Genomic DNA, 15,686 nt, shown 5'->3' on the forward strand with positions numbered 1-15,686 from the left:
CGTTCGATCCCTCCGACGCATCAGGCGATCAGGATGGAGACCGTCTCCGCGACGCACGCGGGTTTGGCCTCGCCGTCGATCTCGATGGTCCACCGCACGATCGCCTGCTTGCCCTGCGCGGCATCGGAGACCTCGGTCAGCTCCGCTCCGGCCCTGACCTTCGATCCCACCGTGACGGGCTGAGGGAAGCGCACCTTGTTGACGCCGTAGTTGATGCCCATGCGCAGGCCGTCGACGCGGTAGAGCTCCTTGCCCAGCATGGGAATCAGCGACAGCGTGAGGTAGCCGTGCGCGATCGGTGCGCCGAACGGGCCCTGCGCGGCCCGCTCGGGGTCGACGTGGATCCACTGGTGGTCGCCGGTGGCGTCGGCGAAGAGATCGACCTGCTCCTGGGTGACGGTGTGCCAGTCGGTGTAGCCGAAGTGCTGGCCCACGGCCGCGGCGAAGTCGTCCAGACTGGCGAAGACGCGCAGGCCGGTCATGCCTTCGGCCCGCCGGCCACGTAGATCACCTGGCCGGAGACGAACCCGGCTCCCTCGCTGACGAGGAACGACACGACGTTGGCGATGTCCTCGGGCTCGCCGACCCTGCGCACGGGGATCTCCTGCGCCGCGGCCTTCTTGAAGTCCTCGAACGGCATCCCGAGGCGCTCGGCGGTCGCCGCGGTCATGTCGGTGGCGATGAAGCCAGGGGCGATCGCATTGGCGGTGACACCGAACTTGCCGAGCTCGATCGCGAGCGTCTTGGTGAAGCCCTGCAGACCGGCCTTCGCGGTGGAGTAGTTGGCCTGGCCGCGGTTGCCCAGCGCCGAGGTGGAGGAGAGGTTGACGATGCGGCCCCAGCCCTGCTCGGTCATGTACTTCTGCGTCGCCTTGCTCATGAGGAACGAGCCGCGCAGGTGCACGCCCAGCACCGAGTCCCAGTCGGTCTCGCTCATCTTGAAAAGGAGGTTGTCGCGCGTGATCCCGGCGTTGTTGATCAGCACCGTCGGCGCGCCCAGCTGCTCGGCCACGGTGGCGACAGCCGACTCCACCTGATCGGCGTCGCTCACGTCGAGGCCGACGCCGATCGCTGTGCCGCCGCCGGAGGCGATGGCCTCGGCCGCCGCCTTCGCGCCCGCCTCGTCGAGGTCGAGGATCCCGACGGCGAACCCGTCGCCGGCGAGCTTGCGGGCGATGGCGGCGCCGATTCCGCGACCGGCTCCGGTGACGATGGCGACACGGGAAGGCGACTGCGTCACGTGGGTCCTCCTCATTGAGTAAGCGTTCGCTTAGGAAGGTACCAGGGGAGCGGCCGTGGCGGGAGCGGGCGAGCGGAGGCGGAGCAGGCCCGGCACGAGCGCCGCGATCGCGAGCACCTCGTTGAGCGCGAGGAGCCGTTCGACCAGGCCGAGCGGGATCGCGCGCCACCACGGCTCGCCCCCGGCCAGCATCACGAACACGGCCCCCAGGATCAGTCCGAACCACGCGAGCGACAGCAGGCTCAGCACGCGGGCGACCAGGCGCGGGCCGGGGGAGTGCGGGTACGCGGCGCGCGCGGCGGCGAACACGGCCAGCGGCAGGCACACGAACGCGACCACGCTCGCGTAGCGGTGGATGGTGCCGGCGACGCTCGGCCCGATCGACCAGTCCGTCTTCTGGAACGCGACGATCACCAGCAGGCACAGTGTCCACGCGCCGCCGAAGATCGTCGCCGCCGAGAACGGCCGCGCCCGCCCGGAGCGCACGAGCGTCACGAACACCGCGGCCGAACCGGCCGCGACCAGCAGCACGGCGACGTCGAACAGCAGCCTGCCGGGGCCGAGCGCGTACTCGCTGATGGTGCGGCGCACCGGGTCGACGCCGTCGCTGGTGAGCGGCAGCAGGTGCAGCAGCCCCATCAGCGCACTGCCGAGCACCAGCCCGGCGAGCCCCGCGAGCGGGAGCGCGCGGCCTGCCCGTTCGTCCGCCATGAAAAATCCTCCGTGTCCGTTTCGTTCTATTCAGCCACGGAGGGTGTGAGCGGGCGGTCAGGTGACGACGCGGCCCAGTATGGTCCTGAACACGTTCCTGTCCACTGTGGATGGTTCGACGGCGAGCCAGTCGCCGAGCTCCCGCACCAGCTGGTCCGGGGTCATCGGCGGCGCCGGGTCCTCGGGATCCGGATCAGCGGTGAGCTCGCCCGCGCGGCTGGGGTAGAGCACCAGGGCGCCGCGGACCTCGACGCCGGGCAGCAGGATCTCGAACTCCTCGACGCTCTCGGCCAGCCTGCTGCCGCCGCCGCGGAAGCGCTGCCCGTTGCGCCGCAGGGTCCCGGTCTCGTCGGTGTCGTAGTGCCCGGGAAGCCAGCGTTTCGACTCCACGAGCACGAGCCTGCGGCCGCACAGCACCGCGTGGTCGACATCGGCGAACACCGAACCGGGCCAGGCGAGCCCGTGGAAGATCCGCACGCCGGGCAGCCGCGTGAGATAGCGGGAGAGCAGGTCCGCGGTCAGGCGCTCGACGATCTGGTCGTCGTCCTGTCCCGGCTTGCCGAACACGGTGCGCCCGCCGAACTCGCTGCGAAACGCTCGCACCGACCGCAGCGCGGCGACGTGACGCCGCCCGAGCGCGAACGCCACCCCCAGCGCACCGGCGAGCAACAGCAGCCACACCACCAGCACCGGAACCGGGAAGCTCGCGCCCAGCAGCAGTGGCAGCGCGAGCACCAGCACGGCGGCGGCCGCGAACGCGGGCGGCGCGTGCCCGGGCGAACCGGGATGGGCGTAGTGCACGCGCGCGACGGAGTCCACGCTGTGCCACCACGGAATCGTCGTTGTGTCGACGCGTGCGGCCTGCGGCATGAAGGCCGGGTCCTCGCCGAAGCGGCGAGTGCGAGTGCGAGGCGCCCACCGGGTGCGGGTGGCGGTGGCGGCAGGGGACGGGCGAACGGCCGGTTCGACGACCTCGCCGTTGCCGGCGTCGTACTCGGCGCGACGATCCGGATCGCCGAGCGTCTCGTACGCGTCGCGCAACAACCGGAACGTGCCCGCGGTGCCGCCGGTGTCGGGATGCATCGACCGGGCCAGCGCGCGGTAGGCCGACTTGATCTGCGCCGGAGTGGCATCGGGCCGCACGCCAAGGAGCTCGTAGTAGTCGACGTCGGGCAAGCGGCACCTCCTCGGCAGCGCACACCCTATGGCGTGCCCGGGGGCCACCGGGCACCGCCCGCCCGGCACGTTCGGGTGGATCGCTTGTGTGCTAAGGGATGCTGCGAGCGGGGGCCGTGGTTGTGGGGCGGGACGCGGGTGGCTCGGGTGCTGAGGCGGCTCGGGTGCGGCGGCGACTCCCGTGCGGGGGTGGGGAACTCGTGGGCGGGAGTGTGGGGCCCGCGTGCCGAGGCGGGGAACTTCGCGCGGGAGTGTTGGCTCACGTGCCGAGGCGGGGAACTTCGCGCGTTCTGGAGCGGGGCTCGCGCGCCCATGCGCACCGCCGTGCACGCGAGAGCAGGGCCGAGGCACTGGGAGCGGACGCGCGGACGGGGCGCAGGACCCGGCTTCAGGGGCCGGTGACTCCGGTGCTGGACGGGGACTCTCGCGCCCGAGCGGGGGACTCGCGTGCCGGAACGGGGGACTCGCGGACTTGGGCGGGGGACTCGCGGGCTTGGGTGGGGGACTCGCGTGCCGGAGCGGGGGACTCGCGTGCCGGAACGGGGGACTCGCGGACTTGGGCGGGGGACTCGCGGGCTTGGGCGGGGGACTCGCGGGCCGGAGCGGGGGACTCGCGGGTGGTTAGGGTGGAGGGGTGTTCTCGTCCGGTGGGCCGGTTCTGCTCGACGGCGGGCTCGCCACCGAGCTGGAGGCTCGCGGGTACGACCTCTCCGACTCGTTGTGGTCGGCACGCCTGCTCGCCGACGACCCCGATGCGATCGTCGCCGCCCACACCGCGTTCTTCCGCGCGGGTGCCGAGGTCGCCACCACGGCGAGTTACCAGGCGAGCTTTCCGGGCTTCGCCACGCGCGGCATCGGCACCGCCGAGGCCGCCCGGCTGATGCGCCGCAGCGTCGAGCTGGCCCGGCGAGCGCGCGACGCCGTCGCGGGCGACAGCAGCGGCACCGCCCCAGGCGGTGCCACGGACGATGCCTCGGGCGGCGACGCCGATGGCGCGTCCGGCAGAACCGGCGACCGAACCGGCAGCCGAAACGGCGACCAAACCGGCGGCTGGAGCGGCGGCCGAACCGGCGGCTGGAGCGGCGGTGCCTTCGATACCTCCGGCGGGCGGCGCCGGGTCGCCGCGTCGGTGGGTCCGTACGGTGCGGTCCTCGCCGACGGTTCGGAGTACCGCGGCCGGTACGGCCTGAGCCACCGTGAGCTGCTCGCCTTCCACCGGCCCCGGCTGGAGGTGCTCGCCGAGGCGAAGCCGGACCTGATCGCCTTCGAGACGGTGCCCGATGTGGACGAGGCGGTCGCCGAGCTCGACGCGCTCGAGTCCGTGGACGTGCCCGCCTGGCTCTCCTACACCGTCGCGGGCGGGCGGACCCGCGCCGGGCAGCGCCTGGAGGACGCGTTCGCCGTCGCGGCGGAGCGCGAGCGGGTGCTGGCCGTCGGCGTCAACTGCTGCTCGCCGGACGAGGTCGCCGACGCGGTCGTGATCGCGCGGGAGGTCACCGGCAAACCCGTCGTGGTCTACCCGAACAGCGGGGAGGGCTGGGACGCCAGGAACAGGCGCTGGACGGGGCGATCCGCGTTCTCGCCCGGTGGAGTGAACCAGTGGATCGTCGAGGGCGCCGCCCTCGTGGGTGGTTGCTGCCGGGTGCGCCCAGGTGACATCGCAGATTTGGCGCGTTCGCTCGGCCTCACCTGATCGAGCTGTCCGCAATTCCCGAAAGGCGTCCTCGCCGCCGGCGTGTGACCCTCGTCTCGTGGGTTACCACTGTCCACACGGGAGTTACATCGTGCCGCGAACGTCATGTCTGGCACGGTGAACCGGCCGGCCACGGAAAGGATGGAAGCCGGATGAACATCACGGAATCGTTCAACGACGCGCTTCGGTCAGTCATTACCTTCCTGCCGAAGTTCGCCGTTTTCCTGGTGATCCTGGTCATCGGTTGGCTTGTTGCGAAAGCCCTTCGCAAACTGGTCGACGTCGTATTGGATCGGCTGAACTTCGACCGCGCCGTCGAGCGCGGAGGTATCAAGCAGGCGCTCGCGCGGTCCAAGTACGACGCGAGCGGACTGATCGCGGCACTCGTGTACTACGCGGTGCTGCTGATCGCGTTGCAGATGGCGTTCGGCGTCTTCGGGTCGAACCCGATCAGCGACATGCTGGCGGGCATCGTGGCCTGGCTGCCGAAGGCGATCGTCGCGATCGTCATCATCGTGGTGGCCGCAGCCATCGCCAGCGCGGTGCGCGATCTGGCGGGCAGCGCACTCGGTGGCCTCAGCTACGGCAACCTCATCGCGCGGGTCGCCCAGGTCTTCATCGTCGCCCTCGGCGTCATCGCCGCGCTGAACCAGATCGGCGTCGCCACCGCCGTCACCACGCCGGTGCTGGTCACCGTGCTCGCGACGGTCGGCGGGATCCTGGTCGTCGGCCTCGGCGGCGGCATGGTCCGCCCGATGCAGCAGCGCTGGGACCGCTGGCTGAACAAGGCCGAGGACGAGCTGCCCAAGGCGAACCCGAAGAACGAGGCCTACGAGCGTGGCCGCGAAGACGCCACGCGGGCTCACTCGGAGCAGCAGGGAATGCCATCGCCGCAGTCACCGCAGACCGAGCCGATCCAGACCGGCACGTCGGGAACGCTGCCGCAGCACTCCCGCGGTGACTACCCGTGACCACTCGATAACCAGGAAAACAGATGAGGGCGCCAGGGCATGTCCCTGGCGCCCTCATCGTGTCCCGAGAACTTCAGAAGAACAGCAGCGGGTCGATGTCACCGCTCGTCACCGCGACGGTGCCCGCCGTGGCGAGCAGGCACACCGCGAGGAGCCGCAGGCTGACCCAGTCGCCGGCGAAGGCGCCCCTGGCGGGCGGCTGCCAGCCGGACTCCTCGGCGACGTCCTGGATCCCGCGGGCGTAACCGGCCAGCTCGATGGCTCCGACGCGGTCGCCCGACAGTGCGAGGATGTCGCGAATCGCCGCGGCGTGCTGGTCGACCGTGGCGAGCAGACCCGGGGCCAGACCACTCGCGGCGAGCCCGACCCGGCTCAGCCGGTCGGAGAGCGCGGCGAGCTCCCGCCTGGAGGCAGACTCGTGCCACGCGTTCGACAACCAACCCATGGGGCGGAGCCTATGTCACCTATTCGGGTGCGAGAAGAGGGCCCAGCGGTCCTAGATCGATGTTGAGGTCCTCGGGTTCGAGCCCGAAGTGATCCCGCAGCTCACCCATCCGCTCCTCGAGTCGCATCAGGGTCAGGCCGATGCGTTCCACCTGCTCATCGCTCAGTTTTCCGTCGTCGACACGCCGCAGCGCCTGCCGTTCCATCAGCTGCCGCAGCAGCTCCACGATGGTCAGGACCAGGCTCACGAGACCCTTCTCGACGGTCTCGGGATCGGCGTCGATGTGCTCGGTCAGCTCGTTTCTGTGGGGGTTCTCACTCACCGGACAGGCTCCGTTCCAACGTGCTCGCCGAGGTGATCAGCGCCCGCAGCGACACGTGCACCAGGTCCACCTCGGCGATCGACAGCGTCACCTCGCCGGAGAGCACCACGCCGCCGGCGAGTACCCGGTCCAGGAGGTCCACGAGCGCGATCCGGCGCTCGGGTGCGGGCTCCAGTTCGCTCATTCCCGCTCCTGCTCGACTCCGGCGAAGGAGTACGGCGGCCACGGTCCGGTCAGCTCCAGCCGCACGCCCGGCAGCTCGGAGCCGAGGCGTTCCACGATCGCGGCGAGCTCGTCCGCCAACACGTCGTCGACCAGGTAGGCGCCGTTGAGCACCATCCAGTCGCGCTGCCCGGACAGCTTCGGGTCCTGCGGCGGGTGCCTGCGCGCGGCCGTGGCCAGCCCGGCGATCTCGCCGTGCAGCCGGTCGGCTCGCGCGGCGGCCGTCTGCTCGGCCCGCTCCCTCGCCGACAGCTGCGCCTTGCGGCGCAACAGGTACGCGGTGCCCGCGCCGGAGCCCTCCGAGGCCGCCTGCTCGGCCACCTCGGCCAGCGCGTCCGGGTCGGCGTAGCCCTTCACGCCCCACTCGGTGCGCCCCGTCAACTGGTCCAGCGCGACGCCGAAGTCGGCCGCGCGCCGCGTCAGCAGTTCGCGTACCCGGTCGTCGCCGAGATAGACCGTCGCGAGCCGCAGGGGCACCGCGGCCGGCGCTGCCCGCACCACGGCGGTCACCACGGCGTCGTGGGCGCGGGCGGTGTCCGCGAGCCAGTCCAGGTCCTCCAGGTTGCTCTTCAGCGGTTCGGCTCCGAACTCGGCGAGGTCCACGTCGCTCACCACGGCGGCGAGTCCCGAACTCTCGAGCACCCGTACCGGCTCACCGGCCACGCCGGTCAGCGTCCGGGAGCCCACGGCCACATCGCGAGCCACGGCGTAGAGCCAGCGTCCTTCCTTGTCCGCCATCATCGTCCCCCGATTCCCTCCGCCTTAGCCGCGCTCCCGCTCTGCCGGCTCCTGTTCGGCGGCGAACTCGCCGTCCACCACATCCACCTGCTCGTCGTCGTACTCGTCGTCGGCCGCCTCGACCTGCTTGGGTTCCGCACGCCCCGACTCGAGTCTGGCCACGCGCTCCCGCAGCTCCCGGTTCTCCTGTTCCAGCTCACGGCGGTCGTTGCCGCTGGTGAGCCACGGGTCGCTCTCCCACCAGTCGATGCCCACCTCCTTCGCCGTCTCCAGCGAGGCGACCACGAGCCGCAGCTTGATGGTGAGCAGTTCGATGTCGAGCAGGTTCACCTGGATGTCCCCGGCGATCACGAGCCCCTTGTCGAGCACGCGCTCGAGGATGTCCCCGAGGTTGGCGCTCCGGCTCGATCCCTGTGCGCCACCGAGCGCGGTGGAGGTCGGCCGTCCGATCTCGGTCATGCGATCCCGTTCCCTGCGTCCGTTCTGCCCCTGACGTAGCGGCGGGCCCTGCGGTAGGCCAGCAGCTCTCCGGTCAGGTCGAGGTCCACCTCGTACTGTGCGAGCAAGTCCGATGTGGAGGGAATGCGCCGTTCCTCGATCACCTCCACCCCCACACGCCACCCGTCGTCGGTCGGCTCCACCGACGTGGCGCCGATGAGCTCCCTGCCCGTCAGCGACGAGATGTGGCCGAGTGCCGTCTCGGCGGCATCCGGTGCGGACAGTTCCGCCGGGGCCTTGCGGGAAGTGCGTCGTTCGCCTGCCACCGCCATCACTCCTTTCCGGCGCCGGGAGCCTCGCGGTCACCGGTCATCCGGTCGAGGGCGGCCTGCTGGATCCGCGCCTCCTCCTCGGCGGTGATCTCACCCGCGGCCCTCGCCTCCTCGGCGGCCTCGAGCTCCCTGCGCACCGAGGCCGGGTCGTACAGCTCGGACTCCACTTGCTCCTGGACGACCTTGCCGAGCGAGATCACCCCACGGACCGGGGCCAGCGGGAGCCCGGTGATGAACGAGAGCAGACCCATGTCCTCACCCCTGCGGTTGCTGCGTCACGACGAAGTCGTAGGGGGCGAGCGGACCGAGCAGCCGCAACTCGACCCTGCCCTCCCAGTCCTGCGCCAGCTCGCCGACCACGCGCTCGAGCTCGTCCTGCTCGGCCACCTCGCACAGGCACGCGAGGTACACGGCGTCGCGCTCGTGGGTCGCCTCCCGCACGTTCAGCGCCACACACGCGCCCTCGAGCACCTCGACCGTCCGGCTGGTGTCCTGCTCACGTTTCGCGGCGATCGTGTTGTTGATCAGCTCGCCCAGCGCGATGCGGTCGTTGCGGGCGGCGTCCTCGGGCAGGCTGTTCACGGAGTCCCGCAACCGCGCGGCCTCGTCGCTCTCGGACAGGATCTCGCGCAGGATCGCCTGCTCGTCGTAGCGGCCCTTGACGACGTACTGGGCCTTGCCCTCGAGCTCCTCCAACGCGGAACGGAACTCGTCGTGGTGCTCGGCGAGCAGTTCCTCGGTGACGGCGTCCTCCCCGGCCACGACCGCGCCGAAGCGCAGTGGCAGCACCGGGGCCACCCCCGAGGTGGCGTCGAGCACCTGCGCGTGCATGGACAGGTCCGCGGGTTTGCCGAGCGGCGTCCCGGCGTCGATCTCGCTCACCAGCGCCGCGACGTCGCCGTGCTTCACCAGCGTGATCGGGCTTGGCGGGTCGCCGATTCCCCGCGCCTCGGGGTCGCTCTCGACGTCGGAGGGCACGATTCCGTACACGTAGAGAGCGGTTCTGTGCTCGGTCTGCTCGCCGGTCGTCATGTCAGCCGTCCCTCCGCTTGCGGCGGGCGGTCTGCCGTTCCTCGTCGTCGTCGGCGCCGAGGAAGTCCGTGAGCTTCTCTCCCGCTGCTTCCAGCGCGCCCTTCGTCTTCGACTTGGCGCCGCCCTCGGTCATGTCCTGCATGAGGTCGGGCAGCCCCTTCTGCTGGTCGTTGGCCGGGATGTCGAGCCGGTTCACCGCCTCCGCGAAGCGCAGGTAGGTGTCCACGCTCGCCACGACGATCCGCGCGTCGATCGTCAGCAGTTCGATGCCGACGAGGGAGACGCGCACATAGGCGTCGATCACGAGGCCCTTGTCCAGAATGGTGTCGATGACGTCGGCGAGGCCAGACGACGAGGGGCCGCTGAAGCCGCCTCCTCCGCCTGACGGCTGTACGGCTGTGGTCACGAACGACCTCCTCGGCTCCTGCTGCTCCTGCGGGTCGGCGTCCCCTCCGCGGCCCGGCGACGCCTTCGGGGCCTGGGAGCCTCCTCCTCTTCCTCGTCGTCCTCTGCTTCGGCGACGTCCGGTTCGCCGGCGTCTACTTCCTTTTCTTCTTCGGTGTCGTCGGTGTCTTCTGTGTCCTCGGCGTCGAGGTCGTCGTCCTCGCGCTCGTCCTCGGCCTCATCGGTGTCCTCTTCGGACTCCTCGACGACCTCGCCGTCGCGGATCTCGCCGCGCCAGCCCTCGACCTCGTCGGGGCGCAGGATCGCGTGGGCGCTGACGTAGCGGCTGAAGTGCTTGAGCTCCAGCCGGGCCCGGCGACCCTGTGCGCGCCAGATGTTGCCGGTCTTCTCGAACAGGCCCTGCGGGTGGTACTCGAGCACCAGCACGATCCTGGTGAGGTTCGGCGCGAGCTCGTGGAACGTCACCGCACCGTCCACATAGCCCTTCTGGCCCTTGGAACGCCAGACGATCCGCTCGTTGGGGACCTGCTCCTGGATCGTCGACTCCCACGTGCGGTGGGACAGGAAGATCTGAGCCTTCCACGCGAGCTTCTCGTCGGAGACCTGCTCCACGCTCTCGACCTTCTTCATGAACCGGGGGAAGTCGGTGAAGCGGGTCCACTGGTCGTAGGCCAGGTCGATGGGCACGCCGATGTCGATGGACTCGACGATGTTGGTGACCTTCACCTTGGTGCTGGTGCCGCCGCCCTCGCCGCCGCCACCGAGCCCGACGGCGTTCTTGACCTTGTCCTTGATGCCGGAGAACCCGGCGCTCAGCGCCGCTGACATCGGTGACTTGCCCTCGGCAAGCTTGGACGCTCCGGTGAGCGCGGCCTTGAGTCCGCCGCCGCCTCCGCCGCTCTCGGCGTAGTCGGTGAGCCGCTCCGCCGTGGCGGACACGCGGTCGGTCACCGACGACGCCGCCCGCTGGGCCATGGTCGTGGCCAGCTGTCCGAGCGCCTGCTTCAGCAACTCCGAGGGTGACAGTGCGGAACTCGCCGCCTGCGCGGCCCCGCCCGCGGTCTTCGCCGCCCCACTCGCGGTCTTCGCGGCGCCTCCCGCCGCTTTCTTGGCCGTGCCTCCCGCGGCTTTCGTCGCGTTCGCAGCCGATCTCGTGGCCATCATCCTCACCTCCCGGTGCGCCGGACGGGTGCCCGTCCGGATGCGGACCGTGCCTGTGTGGTGGCGCGGCTACGGCTCGAGCGGCTCTGCGTGGACCGGGTGGCCGGGGCGTTCCTGCGCCGGGGCGGTTCCGGTTCCTCGTCGGCCTCGGGCTCGTCGGACACTTCGGACACTTCGCCGTTGTCGGACTCCACGGAGTCGTCGACGGGTTCCTCGTCGGCGTCGATGTAGTCGTCGTCCGCGGGCTGTTCGCCGTTCTCGTCCTGTCCGCGCGTGCCGCGCACCGGATTGGTGATCCGGTCCTGCAGCCGGTCGTTGAGCGAGTCGATGCGACTGCTCGCCGCCGTGACCGCCGCCGACCTGGCCGCGTCGAGCAGCTCACCTCGGACGCTGTCGGTGATCTTGCTGAGTTCTGGCGACGCTGCGAGCCGTTTCACTCCCTGTTGCAGCAGCTCGCGAGGTGCCGCACCGAACTTTCCGGTGGCGCCCGCGGCGGCGATCATCAGCGCCAGCCGCATCTTGCGAGTGCGTCCAAGGAGGTAACCGGCTCCAACCGCCGCGGCAACCTGTGCCCCGCCTTTCACGATCGATCTCCTTCGATCATTGGTGTTTGCTAACGTGCCGGGTCTTGCTCGCTCCAGTTACCCGCGATCGGGTGACACCAAAACGCTGTTTTGGTCGCCCGGAGGCGAATTACTCCAGGTGGACCAGCATGTGTCGGGTCCTAGGCGGGTGAGCCGGGAACACACGCCGTAATCTGTCCGCGTGAAAGGGGAGGCGTAGGTGAGTGACGACGAGGGACGGCTGGTCGCAGGCCGTTACCGCCTCCAGGCTCGTATCGGCAGCGGCGCGATGGGAGTCGTGTGGCGTGCGGTCGACGAGCGCCTCGACCGCGTGGTCGCGGTGAAGCAGCTCCTGCTGCCGCCGGGGCTCAACGAGACCGAGACCGAGAAGGCGCGCCAGCGCGCGTTCCGGGAGGGGCGCATCGCTGCGCGGTTGCAGCATCCCCACGCCATCTCGCTCTACAACGTCGCCGACGAGGACGGTCACCCGTTGCTGGTGATGGAGTACCTGCCGTCGCGCAGTCTCTCCGCGGTGCTCGACGAGCGCAGCGTGCTGCCGCCGGTCGAAGCCGCCCGCATCGGCGCGCAGGTCGCCTCGGCGCTGACCGTGGCCCACGCGGCCGGGGTGATCCACCGCGACGTCAAGCCGGGCAACATCCTGCTCGGCGACGACGGCACCACCAAGATCACCGACTTCGGCATCTCCCGCGCCGCCGGTGACATCAGCGTGACCAGCACCGGCCTGCTCGCGGGCACGCCCGCGTACCTGTCGCCCGAAACCGCGCGCGGTGCCGAGCCCGGCCCGGCCTCGGACGTGTTCTCGCTCGGCGCCACGCTCTACGCGGCCATCGAGGGTCAGCCGCCGTTCGGCAACACCGAGAACGAGATCGCGTTGTTGCATACGGTCGCGACGGGCCGGACGATCCCGCCGCGTCAGGCGGGCCCGCTCACCGCGCAGCTGCAGGCCATGCTGGGCACCGAGCCCGCGACGCGGCCCACGATGGCGCAGGTCGCCGAGTCGCTGCAGGCCGTCGCAGACGGAAAGCCGCCGGTGCTCGTCGAACCGCCTACGCTGCCCGCGACCTTGCCCGCCGCGCCGCCGCGCAGGCCCGCGACCCGGCTCGACCTCCACCCCTCGGTGCCGCCGCCCCAGCCGCCCTCCCCGCCGCAACGCGCCGCGGCGCACAACCACGCTCCGTCGGGCCCGGCGCCGAAGAACGAGGGCTCGCGCAAGCGCATCGCCCTGACCGCGCTCGCCGTCATCGCCGCGGCGGCCATCGGCATCCTGGTGGCCGAGCTGCTCGTGACCGCCACCGCCGAGTCGTCGGACACCGCGGCCGGTGCGGCCGCACTCACCACCGCCGCCACGACCACCGCCGTGAGCACGCCGTCACCGGCACCGACCTCCGAGACCGTCGACCCGGACGACCTCGCGCAGGCCGTCGCCGGCTACTACGCGTCGCTGCCCGACGACACCGACGCGGGCTGGCAGTCGCTGGGCCCCGGACTGCGGAAGCAGGGGCAGCAGCAGTACGAGCGGTTCTGGAGCGACATCAAGGCCGTCGAGGTGGTGAACGGTCCCGCGACGTACGGCGAGTCGACCGTGCAGGTCGGCATCGAGCTGACCGTGGCAGGCGGCGACGTGTACCGCGAGGTCCACCGGCTAGGCCTGGTCGTGGAGGACGGCACTCCGCTGATCGACTCCGACGAGCTCATGTCGTCCCGCCAGATCAAGGCGGACAAGAAAGACAGCGACGACAAGAAGGACGACAAGGGCGGCAAGGGCCGCAAGCACGAGGACCGCGGCGACGACGATTCCGACGACGACGGCTGAGGTTGCCCGGGGTACCGATCAGCGAATCCTGCCTGGTGGGGTAGTTTTGTCCAGCTTCGTTGACCGTGGCGGACCAGGGACCAGTCGGGGACATCTTGTCGCAGGAGAACAGTTCGGCCGAGGAGCGTCCTGACGGGCAGCAGTCCGCCGACGCGGCAGCAGAACAGACCGTCGAGCAGGCCAGTCAGGACTCGAGCCCGGACGCGAGCCACGACGTCGATCACGACGCGAGTCCGGCAGCCGAGCAGGACACCGGCGCGGACGCGAGCCGGGACACCGCCCAGGACGACAGTCCGGTCGCCGAACAGGACGCAGGCCAAAGCACCGCCCAGGACGAGAGCGCGGTCGCCGAGCAGGACACTGTTCAGGCCAGTCCGGACACCGGCCGGGACGACGTCGAGGCCACGGTGGTGCTGCCGAAGGTGCAGCTGGACACGCCGCCGGAGTCCGGAGTGGACACCCGGGCCCGGAACCGGAAGCTGCGCAGGGCCGGGATCATCGCCGGATCCGTCGTCGGCGGGCTCGCCCTGCTGTACGGGCTCGACCTGTTGATCAGCCAGGGCGACGTCGCACGGGGCACCACGGTGGCAGGCGTGGACGTCAGCGGAATGAGCACCGACGACGCCGAGCAACTGCTGCGCTCCGAGCTGGAACCCCGGCTCGCGGGGCCGGTCGAGCTGACGGCGGGCGAGCAGACCCACACCCTCGATCCCGCCGCCGTGGACCTGCGCGTCGACTGGGCGGGCACCGTCTCCGAGGCCGCCGATCAGCCGCTGAACCCGTTCACGCGGATCGCGTCGTTCTTCACCACCGACGAGATCGGCGTGGTGTCCGAGGCCGATCAGGAGCGTTTCGACGCCGAGGTGGAGCGCGTGCGCGCCGCCACCGACCGCGCGGCCGCCGAGGGCACCGTGCGCTTCGACGGGCTCACCCCCGTACCCGAGGATCCCCGTCCCGGCCAGCGGCTCGACGTCGGCGCGGCGCGCGCCGAGATCCTTCGGCACTGGCCCGCGGAGGGCGGTGTCGCGCTTCCCGTGTCGACGCTGGACGTGCGCAGCACTCCTGAGTCGGTGCGCACCGCGCTGGAGGAGATAGCGACGCCCGCCGTCTCCGGTCCGGTGACCGTGCGTGGCGAGAACAAGGACGCCGTGCTGAGCCCCGAGACGATCGCCGCGGCGCTGACGTTCGCCGCGCGCGACGACGGCTCGCTGGAACCCCGCATCGACCAGGAGGTCGTGGTCGGGGACGTGGGCCCGCAGCTGGCGTCGACCGAGCAGCGCGGTCGCGACGCGAGCTTCGTGTTCGAGGGCGACTCCGTGCGGATCGAGGAGTCCGCGCACGGCAGGGGCATCGACTGGAAGGCGACCCTGTCCGGTCTGCCCGACGTGCTGCGCGAGACCGGCGAGCGCGCCGTCACCGCGAAGTACGCGGCCCAGCCCGCGTCGTTGACCACCGAGGAGGCCGAGCAGCTCGGCATCGAGGAGGTCATCGGAGAGTTCACGACCAGTGGCTTCGCCTACGACTCCGGGATCAACATCCGCACGGTGGCCGAGGAGGTCGACGGCGCGGTCGTGAAACCGGGGGACTCGTTCAGCCTCAACGGTTTCACCGGTCCCCGCGGCACCGAACAGGGCTACGTCGGTGCGGGCGTGATCTCCAACGGCGTGCCGGGACGCGCGGTGGGCGGCGGCATCTCGCAGTTCGCGACCACGCTCTACAACGCCTACTACTTCGCCGGGATGACCGACGTCGAGCACCAGGAACACAGCTACTACATCAGCCGCTACCCGCAGGGCCGGGAAGCGACCGTGTTCCAGAACCCCGACGGCTCCAGCGTGATCGACCTGAAGTTCACCAACGACACCGAGACCGGCGTGGTCATCCAGACCATCTGGACGGAGTCGGACATCACCGTGAAGCTGTGGGGCACCAAGCACGTCGAGGTCGAGTCCGTCACCGGAGAGCCCTTCGGCTACACCTCGCCGTCGGTGGAGGTCCAGCCCATCGCGACGTGTGCGCCGAGTAGCGGCTCCAGCGGGTTCAGCGTCACCGACACGCGCATCATCCGTGATGCCGAGTCCGGTGAGGAACTCCGCCGCGAACCGCGCACCGTGGTCTACAACCCGCAGCCGACGATCGTCTGCGAGGAGCCGGAACCCGAGCCCGAACCCGAGCCGCAGCCGGAGTCCGAGTCCTCGGCGCCTCCCGAACCCGGCGACGGCGGCGACCCCGGTGACACCGGGAACCAGGACCAGGACACGCAGGGCACTCAAGGCACCCAGGGCACTCAACAGGAGGACGCGGGCGCGTAGCGCTCGGCCGAGCAGGCGAGTGGACGTGTCCGCCGAACCGGTTCCCGCGGCCGTGGCACGTGGACCGACCGTCCACGACGGACTCGTCACC

The 15,686-nt window shown here is 70.8% G+C and carries 19 protein-coding genes; 4 read left to right on the forward strand and 15 right to left on the reverse strand.

The window, feature by feature from the left end:
- Positions 1-20 precede the first annotated feature (20 nt).
- From JHE00_RS28345 to JHE00_RS28360, 4 genes are read right to left on the reverse strand one after another with little or no spacing between them, the layout of a single operon-like run.
- Positions 21-482: a MaoC family dehydratase gene (locus tag JHE00_RS28345; RefSeq protein WP_307832155.1), complete on the reverse strand. Its 462-nt coding sequence runs from the start codon at positions 480-482 to the stop codon at positions 21-23.
- A complete protein-coding gene (gene fabG / locus JHE00_RS28350) occupies positions 479-1,240 on the reverse strand; it encodes a 3-oxoacyl-ACP reductase FabG (RefSeq protein ID WP_200323906.1) in 762 nt (253 codons plus the stop codon). Before fabG ends, JHE00_RS28345 begins: the two co-directional genes overlap by 4 nt.
- Before the next feature lie 30 nt (positions 1,241-1,270).
- Positions 1,271-1,951 (reverse strand): DUF998 domain-containing protein, encoded by a 681-nt coding sequence (locus tag JHE00_RS28355; RefSeq protein ID WP_200323908.1) that lies wholly within the window; start codon positions 1,949-1,951, stop codon positions 1,271-1,273.
- A gap of 57 nt (positions 1,952-2,008) precedes the next feature.
- Entirely contained in the window at positions 2,009-3,127 is a 1,119-nt protein-coding gene (locus JHE00_RS28360; protein WP_200323916.1) for a J domain-containing protein, read from the reverse strand.
- Between the two features lie 634 nt (positions 3,128-3,761).
- Between JHE00_RS28360 and mmuM the strand changes: the two genes are divergently transcribed.
- Positions 3,762-4,820: a homocysteine S-methyltransferase gene (mmuM, locus tag JHE00_RS28365; protein WP_200323918.1), complete on the forward strand. Its 1,059-nt coding sequence runs from the start codon at positions 3,762-3,764 to the stop codon at positions 4,818-4,820.
- Positions 4,821-4,972: 152 nt separating this feature from the next.
- On the forward strand, positions 4,973-5,791 hold the full coding sequence (locus tag JHE00_RS28370) for a mechanosensitive ion channel family protein (RefSeq protein ID WP_200324119.1): 819 nt from the start codon (positions 4,973-4,975) through the stop codon (positions 5,789-5,791).
- Between the two features lie 73 nt (positions 5,792-5,864).
- Here JHE00_RS28370 and JHE00_RS28375 read toward each other — a convergent pair whose 3' ends face one another.
- From JHE00_RS28375 to JHE00_RS28425, 11 genes are read right to left on the reverse strand one after another with little or no spacing between them, the layout of a single operon-like run.
- Entirely contained in the window at positions 5,865-6,236 is a 372-nt protein-coding gene (locus JHE00_RS28375; protein WP_200323920.1) for a DUF6401 family natural product biosynthesis protein, read from the reverse strand.
- A 19-nt stretch (positions 6,237-6,255) separates the two neighbouring features.
- Entirely contained in the window at positions 6,256-6,558 is a 303-nt protein-coding gene (locus JHE00_RS28380; protein WP_307832156.1) for a gas vesicle protein K, read from the reverse strand.
- On the reverse strand, positions 6,551-6,742 hold the full coding sequence (locus tag JHE00_RS28385) for a gas vesicle protein (RefSeq protein WP_200323928.1): 192 nt from the start codon (positions 6,740-6,742) through the stop codon (positions 6,551-6,553). The genes JHE00_RS28380 and JHE00_RS28385 overlap by 8 nt, the downstream gene beginning before the upstream one ends.
- Complete coding sequence (locus JHE00_RS28390) at positions 6,739-7,521, reverse strand: GvpL/GvpF family gas vesicle protein (protein WP_307832157.1); 783 nt, start codon at positions 7,519-7,521, stop codon at positions 6,739-6,741. The genes JHE00_RS28385 and JHE00_RS28390 overlap by 4 nt, the downstream gene beginning before the upstream one ends.
- 21 nt (positions 7,522-7,542) lie before the next feature.
- Positions 7,543-7,977: a gas vesicle protein gene (locus JHE00_RS28395; RefSeq protein ID WP_200323930.1), complete on the reverse strand. Its 435-nt coding sequence runs from the start codon at positions 7,975-7,977 to the stop codon at positions 7,543-7,545.
- Positions 7,974-8,282 (reverse strand): gas vesicle protein GvpO, encoded by a 309-nt coding sequence (gvpO, locus tag JHE00_RS28400; RefSeq protein WP_307832158.1) that lies wholly within the window; start codon positions 8,280-8,282, stop codon positions 7,974-7,976. The genes JHE00_RS28395 and gvpO overlap by 4 nt, the downstream gene beginning before the upstream one ends.
- Positions 8,283-8,287: 5 nt before the next feature.
- The gene (locus JHE00_RS28405) at positions 8,288-8,539 is read right to left on the reverse strand and encodes a gas vesicle protein GvpG (protein WP_200323940.1); all 252 of its coding nucleotides are present in this window, start codon (positions 8,537-8,539) and stop codon (positions 8,288-8,290) included.
- A 4-nt stretch (positions 8,540-8,543) separates the two neighbouring features.
- The gene (locus tag JHE00_RS28410; protein WP_200323942.1) at positions 8,544-9,320 is read right to left on the reverse strand and encodes a GvpL/GvpF family gas vesicle protein; all 777 of its coding nucleotides are present in this window, start codon (positions 9,318-9,320) and stop codon (positions 8,544-8,546) included.
- A gap of 1 nt (position 9,321) precedes the next feature.
- On the reverse strand, positions 9,322-9,726 hold the full coding sequence (gvpJ, locus tag JHE00_RS28415; RefSeq protein WP_200323944.1) for a gas vesicle protein GvpJ: 405 nt from the start codon (positions 9,724-9,726) through the stop codon (positions 9,322-9,324).
- Entirely contained in the window at positions 9,723-10,889 is a 1,167-nt protein-coding gene (locus JHE00_RS28420; protein ID WP_200323946.1) for an SRPBCC family protein, read from the reverse strand. The genes gvpJ and JHE00_RS28420 overlap by 4 nt, the downstream gene beginning before the upstream one ends.
- 2 nt (positions 10,890-10,891) lie before the next feature.
- Positions 10,892-11,404, reverse strand: coding sequence for a hypothetical protein (locus JHE00_RS28425; RefSeq protein WP_230425067.1), 513 nt, complete (start codon positions 11,402-11,404; stop codon positions 10,892-10,894).
- Between the two features lie 265 nt (positions 11,405-11,669).
- On the opposite strand from JHE00_RS28425, the gene JHE00_RS28430 reads away from it, so the two are divergent.
- Together JHE00_RS28430 and JHE00_RS28435 are read left to right on the forward strand one after the other, a co-directional pair.
- Complete coding sequence (locus tag JHE00_RS28430) at positions 11,670-13,283, forward strand: serine/threonine-protein kinase (protein WP_200323950.1); 1,614 nt, start codon at positions 11,670-11,672, stop codon at positions 13,281-13,283.
- A 95-nt stretch (positions 13,284-13,378) separates the two neighbouring features.
- Positions 13,379-15,595, forward strand: coding sequence for a VanW family protein (locus tag JHE00_RS28435; RefSeq protein WP_230425068.1), 2,217 nt, complete (start codon positions 13,379-13,381; stop codon positions 15,593-15,595).
- The last annotated feature ends 91 nt before the right edge of the window (positions 15,596-15,686 follow it).

Origin of the sequence: Prauserella cavernicola, assembly GCF_016595675.1 — a bacterium.
GTDB lineage: Bacteria > Actinomycetota > Actinomycetes > Mycobacteriales > Pseudonocardiaceae > Prauserella_A > Prauserella_A cavernicola.